Below are 17,329 nucleotides of genomic sequence, written 5' to 3' on the forward strand. Positions count from 1 at the left end.
GGATCGAGGCATGGCGGAGCCATGGTGAGTGACGACAACGCCGCGAGGTGCGTGCCCCAGCCCCGCGACGCCGCCCCCCATTCGCCGGTCGGTCTCGGTGAACGGTCCCGCGATGAGGAGGACAGATGACGGCAAGGACACCGGCCAGTCGGGGAGGTCCGGGCACCGGTACGGCCGGTGACGCCGTGACCGAGCGGTTCCGGGCCGCCCGGGACTTCCTCCTCGCCCACCGCGAGGACTACCCGGCGGCGTACGAGGGGTTCACCTGGCCGCGCCTCGAACGCTTCAACTGGGCGCTCGACTGGTTCGACCGGATCGCCGAGGGCCCCGACGGGCAGGGCGACGACCGGCTCGCCCTGCACATCGTCGAGGAGGACGGGCGCCACACCCGCGTGACGTTCGCCGAGATGGCGGCCCGTTCCAGCCGGGCCGCGAACTGGCTGCGCGAGCGCGGGGTACGGGCCGGCGACCGTATCGTCGTGATGCTCGGGAACCAGGCCGAGCTGTGGGAGACCGCCCTCGCCGCGATGAAACTGCGGGCCGTCGTCATCCCCGCCACACCCCTCCTGGGCACTATCGACCTGCGGGACCGGGTCGAGCGCGGCCGGGCCGCCCATGTGATCGCCCGTACGGAGGACACCGGCAAGTTCGATGACATCCCGGGCGACTTCACCCGTATCGCCGTGGGCGGCGCCCCCGCCGGCTGGCACGCGTACGAGGACGCCCGCGACCGGTCAGCCGACTTCGAGCCGGACGGTGTCACCCGTGCGGATGACCCGCTGATGCTCTACTTCACCTCGGGGACCACCGCCCGCCCCAAGCTGGTCGAGCACACCCATGTCTCGTACCCCGTCGGCCATCTCGCGACGATGTACTGGATCGGGCTGCGGCCGGGCGACGTCCACCTCAACATCGCCTCGCCCGGATGGGCCAAGCACGCCTGGTCGAACCTCTTCGCCCCGTGGAACGCCGAGGCGACCGTCTTCGTCCACAACTACACCCGCTTCGACCCGGCGCGGCTGATGGCGGAGATGGACGACGCGGGCGTGACCAGTTTCTGCGCTCCGCCCACCGTCTGGCGGATGCTGATCCAGGCCGATCTCTCCCTGCTGCGCACCGCGCCGCGCGAGGCCGTCGCGGCGGGCGAACCGCTCAACCCCGAGGTGATCGAGACCGTACGCCGCGAGTGGGGCGTGACGATCAGGGACGGCTTCGGCCAGACCGAGACGGCCGTCCAGGTCGCCAACTCGCCCGGCCAACTGCTCAAGGCGGGCTCCATGGGGCGGCCGACCCCCGGTTTCAAGGTCGAGCTGCTGGACCCGGTCACCGGCGAACCGGGCGCCACCGAGGGCGAGATCTGCCTCGACCTCGCCGCCCGCCCCGTCGGCCTGATGACCGGGTACCACGGTGATCCCGGCCGTACGGCCGAGGCGATGGCGGGCGGCTACTACCGGACCGGCGACATCGGCGTGCGCGACGCCGACGGGTACATCACCTACGTCGGCCGCTCCGACGACGTCTTCAAGTCGTCCGACTACAAGATCTCGCCCTTCGAGCTGGAGAGCGTGCTCCTGGAGCACGAAGCGGTCGCGGAGGCCGCCGTCGTCCCGGCGCCCGACCCGCTGCGGCTGGCCGTGCCCAAGGCGTATGTCGTCCTCGCCGAGGGGTGGCAGCCGGGTCCCGACACGGCCAAGGTGCTCTTCGCCCACTCGCGGGGGCTCCTCGCGCCGTACAAGCGGATCCGCAGGCTGGAGTTCGCCGAACTGCCCAAGACCGTGTCGGGGAAGATCCGCCGCATCGAGCTGCGCGAGCGGACGGCCGAGGGCTCCGGAGCCGAGTACGACGAGGGGGATCTGAGGTGACGGAACCGGTGGCGCTGTCGTACGCGCACGGTACGGGCACGACGGAGCTGCTGGGCGACACCATCGGCACCAACCTGGACCGGGCGCTCGCCGCCTTCCCCGACCGCGAGGCGCTGGTCGACGTGGCGTCGGGACGGCGCTGGACGTACCGGGAGTTCGGCGCCGCGGTCGGGACGCTGGCCCGGGCGCTGCTCGCGCGCGGGGTGGCCAAGGGCGACCGGGTCGGGATCTGGGCCGTCAACTGCCCCGAGTGGGTGTTCGTGCAGTACGCCACGGCGCGGATCGGCGCGATCATGGTCAACATCAACCCGGCCTACCGTGCGCACGAGGTGGAGTTCGTCCTCGACCAGTCGGGGATCTCGGTGCTGTTCGCGTCCCTCACCCACCGGGGCAGCGACTACCGCGCCCTGGTCGAGCGGGTACGCGGACGCTGCCCCGGACTGCGATCCGTGCACTACATCGGAGATCCGACCTGGGACGAACTCCTGCTCCACGCGGGCGAGGCGACGGAGGCCCAGCTCGCGGAGCGGGAGGCCGGGCTCTCCTGCGACGACCCGATCAACATCCAGTACACCTCGGGCACCACCGGCTTCCCGAAGGGAGCCACGCTCTCCCACCACAACATCCTCAACAACGGCTATTTCGTGGGGGAGGCGATCGGCTGCACCGAGCGGGACCGGATCTGTCTGCCCGTGCCGTTCTACCACTGCTTCGGCATGGTGATGGGCAATCTCGCCGCCACCTCGCACGGCGCGTGCGTCGTCATCCCCGCGCCGTCGTTCGAGGCCACCGCCACCCTGGACGCGGTCGTGCGGGAGCGCTGCACCGCGCTCTACGGCGTGCCCACGATGTTCATAGCCGAGCTGGACCTGCCCGGCTTCGCCGCGTACGACCTCTCCTCCCTGCGCACCGGGATCATGGCGGGGTCGCCCTGCCCGGTCGAGGTGATGAAGCGGGTCGTCGCCGAGATGAACATGCGGGAGGTGGCCATCTGTTACGGCATGACCGAGACCTCACCGGTCTCCCTGGCGACCCGGCGCGACGACGACCTGGAGCGCCGTACGGGCACGGTCGGGCGGGCCCTGCCGCACATCGAGGTGAAGGTGGTCGACCCGGCGACCGGGGTGACACTGCCGCGCGGCGAGCCGGGCGAGCTGTGCACCCGGGGGTACAGCGTGATGCTCGGCTACTGGAACGAGCCGGAGCGCACGGCCGAGGTGATCGACGCCGGGCGCTGGATGCACACCGGCGATCTCGCGGTGATCAGGGAGGACGGCTACGCGCGGATCGTCGGCCGGATCAAGGACCTGATCATCAGGGGCGGCGAGAACGTCTACCCCCGCGAGATCGAGGAGTTCCTGTACGGCCACCCCAAGGTCACCGACATACAGGTGGTCGGGGTCCCCGACGCGAAGTACGGCGAGGAGATCGTGGCCTGCGTGATCCCGCGCGACCCGGCGGACCCGCCGACGCCGGACGAGATCACGGCGTACTGCCGGGAACGGCTCGCGCACTACAAGATCCCGCGCCGGGTGGAGATCGTGGACAGCTTTCCCATGACGGTCAGCGGGAAGGTCAGAAAGGTCGAGCTGCGGGAGCGCTTCTCGCCCGGACCGGGGTGACCCGGGATGGCCCGACGCGGGCCGGCCGGGGTCGTTCACCGGCGCGGGGGTGTCGGGAGCGCGCGCCGCATGCAGACCCGGGGCCAGCGGTCGAGTCCGTGCGCGGCCTCCGCGCGGCGGAGCGCCCGCAGGCCGTCGGTGAGCCGGTCCTCGGTGAGGGTCCGGAAGCCGAGGCGCGCGTAGTACGGGGCGTTCCACGGCACGTCGGCGAAGGTGGTGAGGGTGAGGGCGGTGAACCCGGCGCCGACGGCCCGCGCCGCGAGGTGGTCGATCAGTGCCCGGCCGATGCCGAGACGGGCGGCGTCCGGGTGCACCGACACCTGCTCGACATGGGCGGCGCCGTCGACCGGGTCGTGGAGCAGATACGCGACGGGGCGCCCGTCGCCCGCGGTCCCGTCGTCGCCGGTCCCGGCGACCCACGCTCGGCCCGCGCTCCGGTAATGCTCCAGCACGGCGAGAGCGGGGGGCGCGTCGTCGGCGACGGCGGCCATCCCCAGCGCGCGGAACGCCTCGCCGGCCGCCCCCTCGATGTCCTGGAGGAACGGCAGGTCGGTTCGGGTGGCGGGGCGGATGACCGGGGGTCGGATCAGCATGGAGCGAGTATGACCGCGTACGGTCGCCGCGGCGCCCGGATTTCCCCGGTCACGCCCCGGTGGAGACCAGCTCGTCCGCCGGTCCGTTGACCGGTTTCGGGGAGCCCGTGAGGTCCATGACGAAGAGCGGCAGCCCGAGGTCGTCGGCACGGGCCCGGGCGTCGTCCGCGTACCCCGCCAGGGAGAAGTAGACGCTCACCGCGGACGCGTTGAGTCCGTTGAGCCAGAGGCATTCGACGGAGCGCACGGACGCCGGGCTCATGGTCGGGTCGACCTGGGCGATCACATCGGGGCCGCGCAGGTCGATGCCGGAGGCGGGCCGCTCGTCCGTCGGGACGACGCTCTTGAACCCCAGCCAGCGCAGGTAGAGCCCGGCCGCGGTCACCGCGTCGTGGGAGGTACGGATCGTCAGCGGGCGGAACGCGGGGCGGGGCGAGGCGGCGGTCCTGGGCAGCGGGATGTGCGCGGGCCGCTCGGGATGTTCGAACCGCTCCGGCCGTACGGGCAGTTCGGACCGCTCGGGAAGTTCGGGCCGCTCGGGGAGTTCGAGGCGTTCGACCGGAGTGGCAGGCTGACCCTGCTCCCTGAGCCCGGCCGGCGGTTCTTCGGGATACTCGAACCGTACGGGGATCCGCAGCACCGCCCCGCACGCGCAGCCCAGTTCGGGTCGTGGCTGGTCGCACGCGATACCGCACTCCGCGCAGCGGACCGTCACCCACTCGTCCTCCCACGTGCGGTGCGTGACGGGCTCCACCGGCGCGCCCGCGGCGAGCGGCGGGGCCACCGGAGCCCCGCACACGCAGGGGTAGACCGGCGCCGTGAAGGTGTGACCGCCGCCGCAGGACGGACAGCTCACCGGAACGCTCTCACCCATCACGGCCCCCTCTGTTCGATTGCTCTCAGTGTTCCATCGTCCACCAAGAGCGAGGCGACGGGGAGTGGTTCGGCCATCGAATGACGGTTGCCCCGGAGGGTGTCCGGGGCCCGTCCGCGGTGTGCACCGGGCGGCGGCGGGGCCGGGGCGCGACCGTACAGGTGTCGGCGCCGCCGCCGTCCGGCGTTCGAGGGGGTCCCTCCGAGGGGCCCTGCGAGGGCCCCTGGGTCAGACCTGCCGGCCCGCGAGGCGCTCCACCCCGCGCAGCAGCGCGGAGTGGTCGAGCCCCCCGTCGCCCTGCGCGCGCAGCGACGCGACGAGCTGGGCGACGGCGGCCCCCACGGGCAGCGGCGCGCCGACGGCCCGGGCGGCGTCCGTGACGATGCCCATGTCCTTGTGGTGCAGATCGATCCGGAAGCCGGGGGCGAAGTCGCGGTTCAGGAACGCGTTCCGCTTACGGGCCAGCACGGTCGAGCCGGCCAGCCCGCCGCCGAGGACGTCCAGCGCCGCCGCGAGGTCCACGCCGGACTTCTCCAGGAAGACCACCGCCTCGGCGCACGCCTGGATGTTGACCGCGACGATGAGCTGGTTGGCGGCCTTCACCGTCTGGCCCGCGCCGTGCGGCCCGCACAGCACGACGGTCTTCCCCAGCACCTCCAGCAGCGGCCTCGCCTCGTCGAACACGGCCTGCTCGCCGCCGACCATGATGGACAGGACGGCCTCGACCGCCCCGGCCTCACCGCCGGAGACCGGCGCGTCGAGCACCCTGACGCCTTTGGCCGCCGCGTTGCGCGCCAGCTCCACGGAGGTCTCCGGGGTGATCGAGGACATGTCGATCAGCAGGGCCCCGGGCGCCGCGTGGGCGAGGATGCCGTCGTCGCCGTACGCGACCGCCTCGACCTGCGGGGAGGCGGGCACCATCGTGATGATCACCTCGGCGCCCGCCACCGCCTCGGCGACCGATCCGGCCGCGGTGCCGCCGGCCGCGGCGAGCCGGTCCAGCTTCTCCCGCTCCAGGGTGTAGCCGGTCACGGCGTAACCGGCCTTGATCAGATGCTCGGACATGGGGGAGCCCATGATGCCGAGTCCTATCCAGGCGACACGGGGAAGTCCGCTCATGAGGATGCTCCTCTGCTCAGGGGGTCACTCAAGGGGCTGCTCAAGGGGCAGCCGGTCCAGGGGCCGGTCAAGGGGCTGCTCAGGGGGTGCGCCAGCCGAAGGACTCGGCGCTGGGACGGTCGCCCGGCTTGTACTCCAGGCCGATCCAGCCGGCGTAACCGGCCTTGCGGAGCCGGTCGACCAGCTCCTCCAGCGGCAGCTCCCCGGTGCCCGGCGCGCCGCGCCCGGGGTTGTCCGCGATCTGTACGTGGCCGGTCCGGCCGGCGTACCGGTCGATCGCCCCGGCGAGGTCCTCGCCATTCATCGACAGGTGGTACAGGTCCAGCAGGAACGCGGCGTTGCCGAGTCCCGTGGCCTCGTTGACCCGGTCCGCGACCTCCACGGCGGAGGCGGCGCCGACCAGCGGATAGTCCGGGGACTCGGGCCGGTTGAGCGCCTCGATCAGCAGGAGCGCCCCGATCTCGTCGGCGGCGCGGGCGGCCAGGGAAAGGTTCTCCAGGGCCAGGGCGTCCTGGCGGGCCGGGTCCACCCCGGGGACCCGGTTCCCGTACAGCGCGTTGAGCGCCGTGCAGCCGGTGGCGGCGGCGAATTCGGCCGCGACCGCCACATTGGCGCGGAACCGGTCGGACTCCTCGCCGGGTACGGAGAGCGCGCCCCGGTCGGGGCCCGGCAGCAGGCCCGCGTAGAAGTTCAGCCCGACCAGCCGGGTGCCCGCGTCGTCCAGGGCCGTGCGCAGGTCGTCGAGGGCGGCCCGCGGCGGGGTCGGGGTGTCGGTCCACGGCCACCACAGCTCCACCGCGGTGAAACCCGCGGCCGCGGCGGCCGCGGGGCGCTCCAGCAGGGGCAGTTCGGTGAAGAGGATGGACAGATTCACATCGAAGCGCTGCTCTGTGCCGCGCCAGGACGGGGAGACATAGGCCATGGGGAGTCCGACTCTCCTTCCGTATGGTGAAAATATTTTTCTGCTTGACGGAATGCTGCCCGCTGGGCTTCCACGCTGTCAAGGAAACCCGCACAGCGAGGGAACCGGCACAGCAAGGACGGAGATCTGGGTGACCTATCAGCAGCCGGTCCTGGACGACCTCGACCGGCAGATCCTCGCCGCGCTCGTCGCCAACGCGCGCACCAGCTTCACGGAGATCGGCCAGTCGGTCGGGCTCTCGGCCCCGGCGGTGAAGCGGCGGGTCGACCGGATGCGCGAGACCGAGGTGATCACCGGCTTCACCACGATCGTGCGGCCGGCCGCCCTCGGCTGGCGCACGGAGGCGTACGTCGAGGTGTTCTGCGACGCCGCGGGCCCGCCCCGGCGCCTCGCCGAGGTCGCGCGCACCTACCCCGAGGTGGTGGCCGCCGTGACCGTGACCGGCGGGGCGGACGCCCTGCTGCACATCAGAGCCGCCGACATCGACCACTTCGAGGAGGTGCTGGAGAGGATCAGGGCCGAGCCGTTCGTCACCCGCACCAACAGCTTCATAGCCCTCACCCATCTGCTCCCCAACAGCCCGGAGGCCGGCAGCCCCGCCACACCGCCCGACGAGACGAACTGCCGCTGAGGGCGCCCGCCCGGTGGGAGCCACGGGTACGGGCCCACCGCGGCCGGCGGCCGGCGGCCGGCTACGGGGTGCGCGGCGCCGCGCCGCCGGCATGGGCGCGGAGCGCGCACGCCACGGCGCCCGGGCGTTCGGCGGGCGCGAGATGCGCGGCGCCCGGCAGTTCGAGGAGGGTGGCGCCGGGCACCGCGTCCGCGATCTCCCGGGAGTGCGCGGGCGGGGTCGCCGGGTCCTCGCGGCCCGCGACGACCAGGGTCGGCGCCGTGACGGTGGGCAGGAGGCCGCGGATGTCGTACGCGGCCAGCGCGTCGCAGCAGGCCGCGTACCCGGCGGGGTCGGCGTTCCGTACGTCGTCGACCAGGGCCGGAACGGTGAACCCCGGGGTGAACCAGCGTCCCGGCGCGCTCTCCGCGATCCCGGCCAGCCCCTCCCGGCGCACCAGGGCCGCGCGCTCCCGCCACGGCCCCGGGCCGCCGAAGTGCGCGGAGGAACAGACCACGGCCAGGCTCGCCACCCGCTCCGGGGCGTGTGTCGCGAGATGCAGCCCGACGGCGCCGCCCAGGGAGACTCCGGCGTACGCGAACCGGTCGACGGAGAGCGAGTCGGCGAGCGCCAGCACCAGCTCCGCGAGATCGGCGACCGTCGCCCCCGGGCCGATCAGACCGGCCGCGGAACCGCCGTGCCCCGGCAGGTCCCACCGTACGACCCGGTGCGCGACGGCGAGTTCGGGCACGACCGCGTCCCAGAGCGCCAGCGAGGTGCCGAGGGAAGGGCCGAGCAGCAGCGGGGGAGCCGAGGCGGGCCCCTCGGCGCGATGGTGCAGCCCCCGGGCGGCCGCCGCGCCGGTTCCGGTTGTCTCCGAGGTTGTCAACGTCGCTCCAGGGCACGGTCGGTGAGGGCACCGGCGCCGCCGGTGCAGCGGGTGGGATCGGTGAGTACGGCCGGATCGAGTCCCCCGAGGGCCGGCTCGTCGGCGAGAACGGCGGCGAGGACCTCGGCGAGGGGGATGCCCTCGGTACGGGTCCGCCGCGCGGCATCGGTGAGCAGTTCCTTCGCGCGGGACCGGCCCACGAGCGGGGCGAGTTCGGCCGACAGCCGCTCCGAGACGATCAACCCGTGGGTGAGATAAAGGTTTTCACGCATCGTCCCGGCGTGGACCCGCAGTCCCTCCGCGAGTTCCGCCGCGTCCCGGGCCGCGCCGCCGGTCAGCCGGAGCAGCTCGCGCAGCGGCTCCCACTCGGCGTGCCAGGCGCCCGCGGGCCGCTCGTCCTCGGCGGTCATCGAGCCGAGGAGCGTCGCGGCGAGGGCGGGGGCGCGCCGGGCGGCGGCGGCGACCAGCGTGGCGCGTACCGGGTTCGCCTTGTGCGGCATGGCGGAGGAACCGCCGCCCGTCCCCTCGGACAGCTCACCGATCTCGGTACGGGAGAGCGTGAGCACATCGGCCGCGGGTTTGCCGAGCGCGCCCACCGTGAAGGCGAGGGCGGCGGCGAGATCCGCGACCGGGGTACGGAGGGTGTGCCAGGGCAACGCCGGTTCCGTCAGGCCGAGTTCAGCGGCGAAGACGGCGGGCAGCCGCAGCGCGGCCCCGACGGCCCCGATCCCGGCCCCGGCCCCCGCCCCGGCAGCCTCGGCTCCGGCTCCGGCGGTCCCGATCCCGGCCTCGGCTCCGGCCCCCGCGGCCTCGCCCGCGGCCGGGCCGTATGCCTCGAAGGCCGCCAGCGTGCCCGCCGCGCCGCCGAGTTGGGCGGGGAGCGTGGCGCGCACCGAGCGCAGCCGGTCGCGGGCGTCCAGCACCAGGCTCCGCCAGCCCGCCGCCTTCAGCCCGAAGGTCGTCGGGACCGCGTGCTGGGTCAGCGTGCGGCCCGGCATCACGGTGTCGCGGTGCGCGGCCGCCAGCCGAGCCAGCGCCCGTTCCGTACGGTCCAGATCCGCCAGGACCGGTTCCAGGGTCCGCGCGGCCACCAGCATCGCCGCCGTGTCCAGGATGTCCTGGCTGGTCGCGCCCCGGTGGACGTACGGCGCGAGCGCGGCCGGCAGCGCGGCGGTGAGCTCCGCCACCAGCGGGATCACCGGATTGCCGCCGTCCCGGGCGCGCAGCGCGAGCTCCCGGGCGTCGAAGCGGGCCGCGTCGCACACCGCGCCGACCGCGCGCGCCGCCTCGGCCGGGGCCAGGCCCAGCGCCGCCTGGGCCCGGGTGAGCGCGGCCTCCGCGTCCAGCATCGCCCGGAGGAACGCGGTGTCACCGGTGGTGGACTCGGCGCGGCAGCCGGCCCGCCCGGGCGCGAGCAGCCCGGCGTCGAGCGGCCCGGCGTCGAGCGCGCCGGATCCGGGCGGATCGGCGCGGGATGTGTCGTGCTCGCTCACCGGAACTCCAGAAAGACCGTTTCCCCTTCGCCCTGAAGGCGGATGTCGAAACGGTACGCGCGCGGCCCGCCCGGCTCGGGGGCGGCGATCAGCGTGGCGCGCCGCCCGGCGGCCAGGGAGCTGAGCAGGGCGTCGCCGGTGTCCGTCAGATAGGCGCGGGTGTACAGGTGGTGGAGCAGTCCCCGGGCGAAGACGGCGACGCTGATGTACGGGACGCCGCCCGGTGGCAGCGTACGGACCGCCCAGTGCCCGTCGGCGTCCGTCGGGACCCGTCCGAAGCCGGTGAAGTCGACGCCGCCCCGGCCGATGACCCGGCCGGTGACCGGGTCGCGGCGCAGCGATCCCGGCCGGCCGGCGCGTGAGCCGTCGGGCGCGGGCTGCCAGGTCTCGACGATCGCGTCGGGGACGGGGTGGCCGGCGCCGTCGTACACGTATCCGTGCAGGGTGAGGGTGTCGGGATGGCCGGCGGGGGCGATGTCGCCGCCGCCCTCGAAGGGCAGGGCGTACCCGTAGAACGGGCCGACGGTCTGCGAGGGCGTCGGCCCGAAGGCCCCGCCCCCGGTTCCGGCCCCGGGTCCGGCCCCGTTCTCCGGTGCGGGTGTGGACGTGGACGTCATCAGTGGTCTCCGCCTTCCTCGAAGAGTGTGGCGGACGGTCCGTCGAGGACGATGTCCCAGCGGTAGCCGAGGGACCACTCGGGGACGGACAGCTCATGGTCGTAGGCCGCCACCAGCCGCGCCCGCGCCGATGCGTCGGTCACCGACTGGAGGACCGGGTCGTACGGGAAGACCGGATCGCCCGGGAAGTACATCTGCGTGACGAGGCGCTGGCTGAACGCCGTGCCGAAGAGCGAGAAGTGGAGGTGCGCGGGGCGCCAGGCGTTGACGTGGTTGCGCCACGGATAGGCGCCGGGCTTGATCGTCGTGAAGGCGTAGTTCCCCTGATCATCCGTCAGGCACCGTCCGAAACCGGTGAAGTTGGGGTCGAGCGGCGCCGGGTGCTGGTCGAGCTGGTGCGCGTACCGGCCGGAGGCGTTGGCCTGCCACAGCTCCACGAGCTGACCGCGCACGGGCCGCCCCGCCCGGTCGAGCAGCCGTCCGGAGACGGTGATCCGCTCGCCGAGCGGCTCGCCCGGGTGCTGCCGGGTGAGATCCCGGTCGAGCGCGGTGACATCGGTGACACCGAACGCCGGTCCCGTCAGCTCCACGGCCTCGGGGTCCCGCAGCGGGATCAGCGGCTGCTTCGGGTGCCGGAAATGGCTGCTGCGGTACGGCGGGTAGTCGCGCGGCGGATGGCTCCCGGCGGCGGACGCCGCGCGCGCCGCGGCGACCTCGGCGTCGATCTCGCGCTGGCTCAGCCCGTCGGGCAGCGGAGGCGTGGTCACAGGGCGGCTCCCTGGGGACGGGGTGCGGCGGCGGCAGTCGGTGCGCCGGTGTCCGGCACGGCGGTACGGAGCCGCGCGGCGGTCTTCCCGGCGATCTCGGCGGCGGTCACGCCCGGCGCGCACTCCACCAGCGCCAGCCCGTCCTCCGTGACATCGAGCACCCCGAGGTCGGTGATGATCCGGTTCACACATCCCCGGCCGGTCAGCGGCAGGGTGCACTCCTCCAGGATCTTCGGGCCGCCGTCCTTGGCGGTGTGGGTCATCACGACGATGACCGTGCGCGCGCCGTGGACCAGGTCCATCGCCCCGCCGATGCCGGTGATCAGCTTGCCGGGGACGGCCCAGTTAGCGAGGTCGCCCCGGGCGGAGACCTGCATCGCGCCCAGCACGGCGACATCGATGTGGCCGCCGCGGATCATGCCGAAGGAGAGCGCGGAGTCGAAGTACGAGGCACCGGGCAGGACCGTGACGGTCTCCTTGCCCGCGTTGATCAGATCCGGGTCGACGGCGTCCTCCGTCGGGTACGGGCCGACGCCGAGGATGCCGTTCTCCGACTCCAGGACCACCTCCACGCCGTCCGGGAGATGGTTGGGGATCAGCGTCGGCAGCCCGATGCCGAGGTTGACGTACCCGCCGTCCGGAAGCTCGCGCGCCGCCCGCGCGGCCATCTCTTCCCTCGTCCAGGCCATCAGCGACGCACCGTCCTCTTCTCGATTCCCTTGTCGGCGGCCTGTTCCGGGGTGAGCGCCACGACCCGCTGGACGAAGATCCCCGGCAGGTGCACCGCGTCCGGCGGGATCTCGCCGGGCTCGACCAGCTCCTCCACCTCGGCGATCGTCACCCGGCCCGCCATGGCGGCGAGCGGGTTGAAGTTGCGGCTGGACTTGCCGAAGACCAGGTTCCCGTGCTGGTCGCCCCGCGCGGCGCGGACCAGCGCGAAGTCGGTCCGGATGGCGCGCTCCAGCACGTACTCCGTACCGTCGAAGTCGCGCACCTCCTTGGCCGGTGACGCCAGCGCCACGCCGCCCTCGCCGTCGTACCGCCAGGGCAGACCGCCCTCCGCGACCTGGGTGCCGACACCGGCGGGGGTGTAGAAGGCGGGGATGCCGCAGCCGCCGGCCCGCAGCCGTTCGGCGAGGGTGCCCTGCGGGATCATCTCGACCTCGATCTCACCGGCGAGATACTGCCGGGCGAACTCCTGGTTCGCCCCGATGTACGAACCGGTCACCCGGGAGATTCGGCCCGCGGCCAGCAGGACGGCCAGTCCCGAGTCGAGCGCGCCGCAGTTGTTGGAGACCACGGCGAGATCCCGGACGCCGAGCGCGTACACCGCCTTGATCAGCTCGTTCGGGACACCGCTCAGGCCGAAGCCGCCCACGGCGAGCGACACCCCGTCCCGGGTGTCGGCCACGGCCTCCGCGGCGGTGGCGACCACCTTGTCCATATGTGAAGTCCCCCTCTCTTCCGGCTCTTCCGGCGCCCCGTGCCCCCGTGTACCCGGGCGCGCTCTCAGGCCCCTGCACCCCGCTCGAATGCTCAGGGCACTGACTATCTTGTCGGTCTGTTTCCTCGAAGGTTCACACAAGCTGCCACCCGGCTCCACGTACGTCAAGGGTGCTGAGTGAGGCCCGAGGGAGCGCGTATCGTTCAGTGCACCAACGAAATGATGGCCGGGGAGTACCCCGTCCCCGGCATCGCGGAGTCCGAGGAGCGCATATGGCCGCGGTGGACCTGACCACACACCCCGGGCATCTCGCCCGCCGTCTCCAGCAGGCGCACTACCTGCTGTGGACCACGATGGTCTCCGAGGAGATCACGTCGCCCCAGTTCGCCGTGCTCAACGCCCTCGTCGCCGAACCGGGGCTCGACCAGCGCACCGCCGGTGAGCGGGTGGGCCTGGACCGCTCCACCACCGCCGAGGTGGTCACCCGGCTGAGCCGCCGGGGCCTGGTCGACAAGGCGCGCGACCCGCAGGACGGCCGCCGCTTCATGCTGCGCCCCACCGGCGACGGGGCGCGGACCCACCGCAAGCTGGCGCTCCGCGCGGCCCGGATGAACCAGGTCTTCCTCGGCCCGCTCACCCCCGCCGAGCAGGCGGTCTTCTTCGATCTGCTCCAGCGCGTCGCCGAGGCCGCGGAGGGCCTGCGCAATCCGGCGGAACCGGTCGCGCACTGAGGGCGGGCCGCTCACGCGCCGGGGGCGGGCCGGTCACGTACCGAACAGAAGCCGGTCATGTATGGGCCCTGGCCGGTCGCATATGGGCCGTAGCTGGTCACGTATGGGCCGCGGCCGGTCACGTACCGACCGGAGACCCGTTGCTCCGCCGCGCGGCGGAGCCCCTCGGGCCGCGCGGGAACCGTCCTGACAGAATGTCCCCCATGACTACCGAGAACGTATTCTTCGACATCACGATCAACGGCGAGGCGGCCGGCCGGATCACCTTCCGCCTCTTCGACGACGTCGTCCCCAAGACCGCCCAGAACTTCCGCGAGCTGGCCACCGGCGAGCAGGGCTTCGGCTACGCCGGGTCGAGCTTCCACCGGGTCATCCCGGACTTCATGCTCCAGGGCGGCGACTTCACCGCCGGCAACGGCACCGGCGGCAAGAGCATCTACGGCAACAAGTTCGACGACGAGAACTTCCAGCTCAAGCACGACCGGCCGTTCCTGCTCTCCATGGCGAACGCGGGCCCGAACTCCAACGGCTCGCAGTTCTTCATCACCACCGTGGTGACGTCGTGGCTGGACGGCAAGCACGTCGTCTTCGGCGAGGTCGTCGAGGGCCAGGACCTGGTCAAGAAGATCGAGTCCCTGGGCTCCCGCTCCGGCTCGACCTCCGCGAAGATCACCATTTCCGCTTCCGGTGCCGTGCAGGGCGCGTAACGACTAAGGTCGTGTCCCACGTGCCTGGGGCACCCGAACGGCCGCAGTGACCCTCCAGGCTTCCGGCGGTGGAGGCACAGTGCGCTTGAGAGCGGAGTTCACGACCGAACCCTTCGACCTCGACGAGGCGCCCGCCCACGCGGTGGTGGCCCGCGAGGTCGTCCAGGGGGCACCGCTCGACGCGGTCGACGTCGGGCCGTTCGGCAACACCGTGGAGGGCGGCGCCGACGCCGTACTGGCGGCGCTGGGGACCGTCCTGCGCGAGTCCCTGGCGGCCGGTGCGACCCGGGTCTCGCTCCAGGTCAATGTGATCGGGAGCGGACCCGGGAGCGCCGGTACCGGCAGCGCGGGACCCGGCCCGGAAGCCGGTCCCGAAACCGGTCCCGCCGGGGAGGGCGACCGGTGAGCGAGCCGCTCGACCATCCCTTCGTCGCGGCGGTCAGACCGCTGGTCGACGCCATGGGCGGACAACTGCTGACGCCCGAGGAGGCCCGGCCCGACGATGTCGTCCTGGCCTGGGAGGGCGCGGACGTGCTGGCCGTGCGGCTGCCCCAGCTCTCGGACTCCCTCGACCACATCCTGGCCTCGCTGGAGCGCGGCCACGGCAGACCGCTCGCGGAGCTGGACCGCAAGGCCAAGCAGTCCGTCGTACGGACCCTGGAGGCGCGCGGCGCCTTTGTCGTACGGCACGGGGTGGAGAAGGTGGCGACCGCGCTCGGTGTCAGCCGCTTCACCGTCTACAACTACCTCAACTACGCCGACGAGCAGCGCGCCAGGGCGCGGGAGCAGGACGGCTGACGCGACGTCCGCCGGGCCGGGCCCTCAGTGGCCGACGCGGAACGTCGCGTCCTGCCGCTCGGTCGTGGTCGAGACCGGGTCGACGCGCAGGACGTAGTCCGCGTGACGGATGTAGCGGGTGGGTCGATCCGGCCCACGTTGTTGGCGTGCCGGATTTGACGTGCTCCCTGGCCTAAAGTCCGGGGATTCCGGCCTGGGTCGTCCGACCCTTCCGGGGGCTTCCTGCTTCACCACGCTGTGCCGGGACTTTCGCCCTGGTCTGACCAGCGCTCCACGAGGCGTTTAGCGTCTCCGCCCGTCCGGCGGCGACACGGCGTCCTTCGACAAGGACGTTGCATGCTGCGTTGTGGTCGCGGTCGTGCACGGTGCCGCACGCGCCGCACGTCCACTCCCGGACGTGCAGGGGTTTGGGGCCGTCCCGGAATCCGCAGGCCGAGCAGACCTGAGAGGAGGGGAAGGCTCGTCCTACCTTGGCGAAGGTGCGGCCGTGCTTGACCGCCTTGTACTCCAGCATGCCGACGAACGCGGACCATCCCGCGTCGTGCACGGACTTGGCGAGCCGGGTGCGGCCGAGGCCGGACACCGCGAGGTCTTCCACGTACACCGCTTGGTTGTCGCGGATGATCTGTGTGGAAGCCTTGTGGTGGAAGTCCCGGCGCCGGTCGGCCACCTTGGCGTGCTGGCGTGCGACCTTGATGCGGGCCTTGGCCCGGTTCTTGGATCCTTTGGCCTTGCGGGAGAGGTCCCGCTGAAGGCGTTTGAGTTTCTTCTCGGCCCGGCGCAGGAAGCGCGGGCTGTCGATCTTCCGGCCGTCGGACAGGACGGCGAAGGCGGACAGGCCGAGGTCGACACCGGTGTCGGTGTCCACCTCGGGGAGGATGTCGGGATCGGTGTCCAGGACGAAGCTGAGGAAGTACCGGCCGCAGCTGTCCTTGGTGACCGTCAGGGAGGTCGGGGCAGCCGGCAGCCGGCGGGACCATTTGACCTTGAGATCGCCGATCTTGGCCACGTACACCGTGCCGTTGTCCTTCAGGGAGAAGGCGTTGGTGTTGAGGCGGACCGACTGCCGGGTGTCCTTCTTCGACTTGTAGCGGGGCGGCCCCACTGTGCGGCCCTGCCGTTCGCCTCTGGCCGAGTCGAAGAAGTTCTTGTAGGCGGTGTCGAGGTCACGAAGGGACTGCTGCAGGACGACCGCCGAGACGTCGGCGAGCCAGGCCCGTTCCGCGGTCTGTTTGGCCTGGGTGATGCGGAGCCGGGACAGTTCCGCCGACTTCACGTACGGCAGCCCCGCCGCGTGTGCTTCCTTCCGGTCGCGCAGGCAGTCGTTCCACACCACGCGGGCACATCCGAACGCACTCGCCAGCGCACGGCGCTGGGTGGCGTCCGGGTAGGCCCGGTAGTTGTAGCGGAGCTGCACGACCGGGATCCTACTACGATTGGTCTCATGGATCCGCAGAACGATTATAGGCTTGGCAGACACGTTGTTTCGGCGATGCATGTGCATTTGGTCTTTGTAACGAAGTACCGGCGCGGGGTGTTCGACGACGAGATGCTGGCGCGCTGCGAAGAGATCATGCGCAAGGTGTGCGAGGACTTCGAAGCGGAGCTGAAGGAGTTCAACGGCGAACGCGATCACGTCCACCTCCTGATCAACTACCCGCCCAAGGTCGCGGTCTCGAAGCTGGTCAACAGCCTCAAGGGTGTCTCCGCCCGCCGGATACGCCAGGAGTTCACCGGCCGGATCAACCGCGCCATCATGCACGGACACCTGTGGTCGCCGTCGTATTTCTCCGCATCGTGTGGCGGAGCATCGTTGGCGATCGTCCGCCAGTACATCGAGCAGCAAAAACGCCCGCTCTGAAGCGCACGTCAGAGCATGCTTGAGATGCATTCATCCCCGGCGTGAACGCCAGAGCTTTCTGCAAGAGTCCCGGTAACGGGCCGGAAAGTTGTAGGACTTGAGCCGGTTCCAGGCTGGGGCGCCCCACCGGGAGAGCAGGTTGGCGTACTCGGTCGCCGTGATCGTCGCGATGCCACAGTGCTTGGAATTGAGCGGCTGCGTGTAGCTCCTCCGGCCGAGCGGGGTCCAGGTGCCGGCCGACAGGCTGGAGGACTGCCAGGCGTAGAAGCCCAGAAGGTAGAGCGTGACCGTGTTCACGTCAATCGTTGTGACGGTGGTGAGGGTGGCGGGTGGCAGGCGATGGGCGGCATGACGCGCCGTGCGCAAGATTTCAACAAAGTGTTGACGTTCGGTGGATGAGGGCGTTAGCTGGGCGCAGCC

The 17,329-nt window shown here is 72.1% G+C and carries 17 protein-coding genes and 4 pseudogenes; 8 read left to right on the forward strand and 13 right to left on the reverse strand.

Features of this window, described 5'->3' with window-relative positions:
* Positions 1 to 125 precede the first annotated feature (125 nt).
* Positions 126 to 1,862 carry an AMP-binding protein gene (locus AB0P17_RS28055; RefSeq protein ID WP_365814849.1) on the forward strand — a complete coding sequence of 579 codons (1,737 nt, stop codon included), beginning with the start codon at positions 126 to 128 and terminating at the stop codon, positions 1,860 to 1,862.
* A complete protein-coding gene (locus AB0P17_RS28060; protein ID WP_365814852.1) occupies positions 1,859 to 3,484 on the forward strand; it encodes an AMP-binding protein in 1,626 nt (541 codons plus the stop codon). The genes AB0P17_RS28055 and AB0P17_RS28060 overlap by 4 nt, the downstream gene beginning before the upstream one ends.
* A gap of 35 nt (positions 3,485 to 3,519) precedes the next feature.
* On the opposite strand, the gene AB0P17_RS28065 is transcribed toward AB0P17_RS28060, so the two are convergent.
* The 4 genes from AB0P17_RS28065 to AB0P17_RS28080 all read right to left on the reverse strand — a co-directional run bounded on the left by AB0P17_RS28065 (position 3,520) and on the right by AB0P17_RS28080 (position 6,992).
* Positions 3,520 to 4,077, reverse strand: coding sequence for a GNAT family N-acetyltransferase (locus AB0P17_RS28065; protein WP_365814854.1), 558 nt, complete (start codon positions 4,075 to 4,077; stop codon positions 3,520 to 3,522).
* Between the two features lie 49 nt (positions 4,078 to 4,126).
* The gene (locus AB0P17_RS28070) at positions 4,127 to 4,951 is read right to left on the reverse strand and encodes a hypothetical protein (protein ID WP_365814856.1); all 825 of its coding nucleotides are present in this window, start codon (positions 4,949 to 4,951) and stop codon (positions 4,127 to 4,129) included.
* A 228-nt stretch (positions 4,952 to 5,179) separates the two neighbouring features.
* Positions 5,180 to 6,070, reverse strand: a complete 891-nt coding sequence (locus tag AB0P17_RS28075) for a 2-hydroxy-3-oxopropionate reductase (protein WP_365814858.1) — start codon at positions 6,068 to 6,070, stop codon at positions 5,180 to 5,182.
* A gap of 79 nt (positions 6,071 to 6,149) precedes the next feature.
* Complete coding sequence (locus AB0P17_RS28080; protein ID WP_365814860.1) at positions 6,150 to 6,992, reverse strand: TIM barrel protein; 843 nt, start codon at positions 6,990 to 6,992, stop codon at positions 6,150 to 6,152.
* Positions 6,993 to 7,122: 130 nt separating this feature from the next.
* Here AB0P17_RS28080 and AB0P17_RS28085 point away from each other — a divergent pair, with 130 nt between their 5' ends.
* Positions 7,123 to 7,623, forward strand: coding sequence for an Lrp/AsnC family transcriptional regulator (locus AB0P17_RS28085; RefSeq protein ID WP_365814862.1), 501 nt, complete (start codon positions 7,123 to 7,125; stop codon positions 7,621 to 7,623).
* A gap of 91 nt (positions 7,624 to 7,714) precedes the next feature.
* Here AB0P17_RS28085 and pcaD read toward each other — a convergent pair.
* From pcaD to AB0P17_RS28115, 6 genes and pseudogenes are all read right to left on the reverse strand, one after another.
* Positions 7,715 to 8,443, reverse strand: a pseudogene (gene pcaD, locus AB0P17_RS28090) (3-oxoadipate enol-lactonase); the annotation flags it as partial.
* Positions 8,444 to 8,487: 44 nt separating this feature from the next.
* A complete protein-coding gene (gene pcaB, locus AB0P17_RS28095) occupies positions 8,488 to 9,909 on the reverse strand; it encodes a 3-carboxy-cis,cis-muconate cycloisomerase (RefSeq protein ID WP_365814999.1) in 1,422 nt (473 codons plus the stop codon).
* A gap of 71 nt (positions 9,910 to 9,980) precedes the next feature.
* Positions 9,981 to 10,601, reverse strand: a complete 621-nt coding sequence (gene pcaG / locus AB0P17_RS28100) for a protocatechuate 3,4-dioxygenase subunit alpha (protein ID WP_365814864.1) — start codon at positions 10,599 to 10,601, stop codon at positions 9,981 to 9,983.
* On the reverse strand, positions 10,601 to 11,368 hold the full coding sequence (gene pcaH, locus AB0P17_RS28105) for a protocatechuate 3,4-dioxygenase subunit beta (protein ID WP_365814866.1): 768 nt from the start codon (positions 11,366 to 11,368) through the stop codon (positions 10,601 to 10,603). The genes pcaG and pcaH overlap by 1 nt, the downstream gene beginning before the upstream one ends.
* Positions 11,365 to 12,057: a CoA transferase subunit B gene (locus tag AB0P17_RS28110; protein WP_365814868.1), complete on the reverse strand. Its 693-nt coding sequence runs from the start codon at positions 12,055 to 12,057 to the stop codon at positions 11,365 to 11,367. The genes pcaH and AB0P17_RS28110 overlap by 4 nt, the downstream gene beginning before the upstream one ends.
* Complete coding sequence (locus tag AB0P17_RS28115; protein ID WP_365814870.1) at positions 12,057 to 12,812, reverse strand: CoA transferase subunit A; 756 nt, start codon at positions 12,810 to 12,812, stop codon at positions 12,057 to 12,059. The genes AB0P17_RS28110 and AB0P17_RS28115 overlap by 1 nt, the downstream gene beginning before the upstream one ends.
* 272 nt (positions 12,813 to 13,084) lie before the next feature.
* Between AB0P17_RS28115 and AB0P17_RS28120 the strand changes: the two genes are divergently transcribed.
* From AB0P17_RS28120 to AB0P17_RS28135, 4 genes and pseudogenes are all read left to right on the forward strand, one after another.
* Entirely contained in the window at positions 13,085 to 13,543 is a 459-nt protein-coding gene (locus AB0P17_RS28120; protein ID WP_365814873.1) for a MarR family transcriptional regulator, read from the forward strand.
* Between the two features lie 203 nt (positions 13,544 to 13,746).
* Positions 13,747 to 14,250, forward strand: coding sequence for a peptidylprolyl isomerase (locus AB0P17_RS28125; RefSeq protein ID WP_365814875.1), 504 nt, complete (start codon positions 13,747 to 13,749; stop codon positions 14,248 to 14,250).
* Between the two features lie 79 nt (positions 14,251 to 14,329).
* Positions 14,330 to 14,572 (forward strand): annotated as a pseudogene (locus tag AB0P17_RS28130) (hypothetical protein); the annotation flags it as partial.
* Positions 14,573 to 14,709: 137 nt separating this feature from the next.
* Positions 14,710 to 15,048: a helix-turn-helix domain-containing protein gene (locus tag AB0P17_RS28135; RefSeq protein WP_365815001.1), complete on the forward strand. Its 339-nt coding sequence runs from the start codon at positions 14,710 to 14,712 to the stop codon at positions 15,046 to 15,048.
* Positions 15,049 to 15,072: 24 nt separating this feature from the next.
* On the opposite strand, the pseudogene AB0P17_RS28140 reads toward AB0P17_RS28135, so the two are convergent.
* Both AB0P17_RS28140 and AB0P17_RS28145 read right to left on the reverse strand, forming a co-directional pair.
* Positions 15,073 to 15,177 (reverse strand): annotated as a pseudogene (locus tag AB0P17_RS28140) (AbfB domain-containing protein); the annotation flags it as partial.
* Between the two features lie 43 nt (positions 15,178 to 15,220).
* Positions 15,221 to 16,465: an RNA-guided endonuclease TnpB family protein gene (locus tag AB0P17_RS28145; RefSeq protein ID WP_365814877.1), complete on the reverse strand. Its 1,245-nt coding sequence runs from the start codon at positions 16,463 to 16,465 to the stop codon at positions 15,221 to 15,223.
* Between the two features lie 27 nt (positions 16,466 to 16,492).
* Between AB0P17_RS28145 and tnpA the strand changes: the two genes are divergently transcribed.
* Positions 16,493 to 16,909 carry an IS200/IS605 family transposase gene (gene tnpA / locus AB0P17_RS28150; RefSeq protein WP_365814879.1) on the forward strand — a complete coding sequence of 139 codons (417 nt, stop codon included), beginning with the start codon at positions 16,493 to 16,495 and terminating at the stop codon, positions 16,907 to 16,909.
* A 72-nt stretch (positions 16,910 to 16,981) separates the two neighbouring features.
* Here tnpA and AB0P17_RS28155 read toward each other — a convergent pair.
* Positions 16,982 to 17,176, reverse strand: a pseudogene (locus AB0P17_RS28155) (alpha-L-arabinofuranosidase); the annotation flags it as partial.
* Positions 17,177 to 17,329: the final 153 nt, after the last annotated feature.

It is taken from the genome of Streptomyces sp. NPDC088124 (genome assembly GCF_040685895.1).
Lineage (GTDB): Bacteria > Actinomycetota > Actinomycetes > Streptomycetales > Streptomycetaceae > Streptomyces.

Excerpts from the sequence above, each read along its gene's own strand:
- AB0P17_RS28055 (WP_365814849.1), top strand. The coding sequence starts at position 126 with ATGACGGCAAGGACACCGGCCAGTCGGGGAGGTCCGGGCACCGGTACG.
- AB0P17_RS28065 (WP_365814854.1), bottom strand. The coding sequence starts at position 4,077 with ATGCTGATCCGACCCCCGGTCATCCGCCCCGCCACCCGAACCGACCTG.
- AB0P17_RS28070 (WP_365814856.1), bottom strand. The coding sequence starts at position 4,951 with ATGGGTGAGAGCGTTCCGGTGAGCTGTCCGTCCTGCGGCGGCGGTCAC.
- AB0P17_RS28075 (WP_365814858.1), bottom strand. The coding sequence starts at position 6,070 with ATGAGCGGACTTCCCCGTGTCGCCTGGATAGGACTCGGCATCATGGGC.
- AB0P17_RS28080 (WP_365814860.1), bottom strand. The coding sequence starts at position 6,992 with ATGGCCTATGTCTCCCCGTCCTGGCGCGGCACAGAGCAGCGCTTCGAT.
- pcaG (WP_365814864.1), bottom strand. The coding sequence starts at position 10,601 with ATGACGTCCACGTCCACACCCGCACCGGAGAACGGGGCCGGACCCGGG.
- AB0P17_RS28110 (WP_365814868.1), bottom strand. The coding sequence starts at position 12,057 with ATGGCCTGGACGAGGGAAGAGATGGCCGCGCGGGCGGCGCGCGAGCTT.
- AB0P17_RS28115 (WP_365814870.1), bottom strand. The coding sequence starts at position 12,812 with ATGGACAAGGTGGTCGCCACCGCCGCGGAGGCCGTGGCCGACACCCGG.
- AB0P17_RS28120 (WP_365814873.1), top strand. The coding sequence starts at position 13,085 with ATGGCCGCGGTGGACCTGACCACACACCCCGGGCATCTCGCCCGCCGT.
- AB0P17_RS28125 (WP_365814875.1), top strand. The coding sequence starts at position 13,747 with ATGACTACCGAGAACGTATTCTTCGACATCACGATCAACGGCGAGGCG.
- AB0P17_RS28135 (WP_365815001.1), top strand. The coding sequence starts at position 14,710 with ATGGGCGGACAACTGCTGACGCCCGAGGAGGCCCGGCCCGACGATGTC.
- tnpA (WP_365814879.1), top strand. The coding sequence starts at position 16,493 with ATGGATCCGCAGAACGATTATAGGCTTGGCAGACACGTTGTTTCGGCG.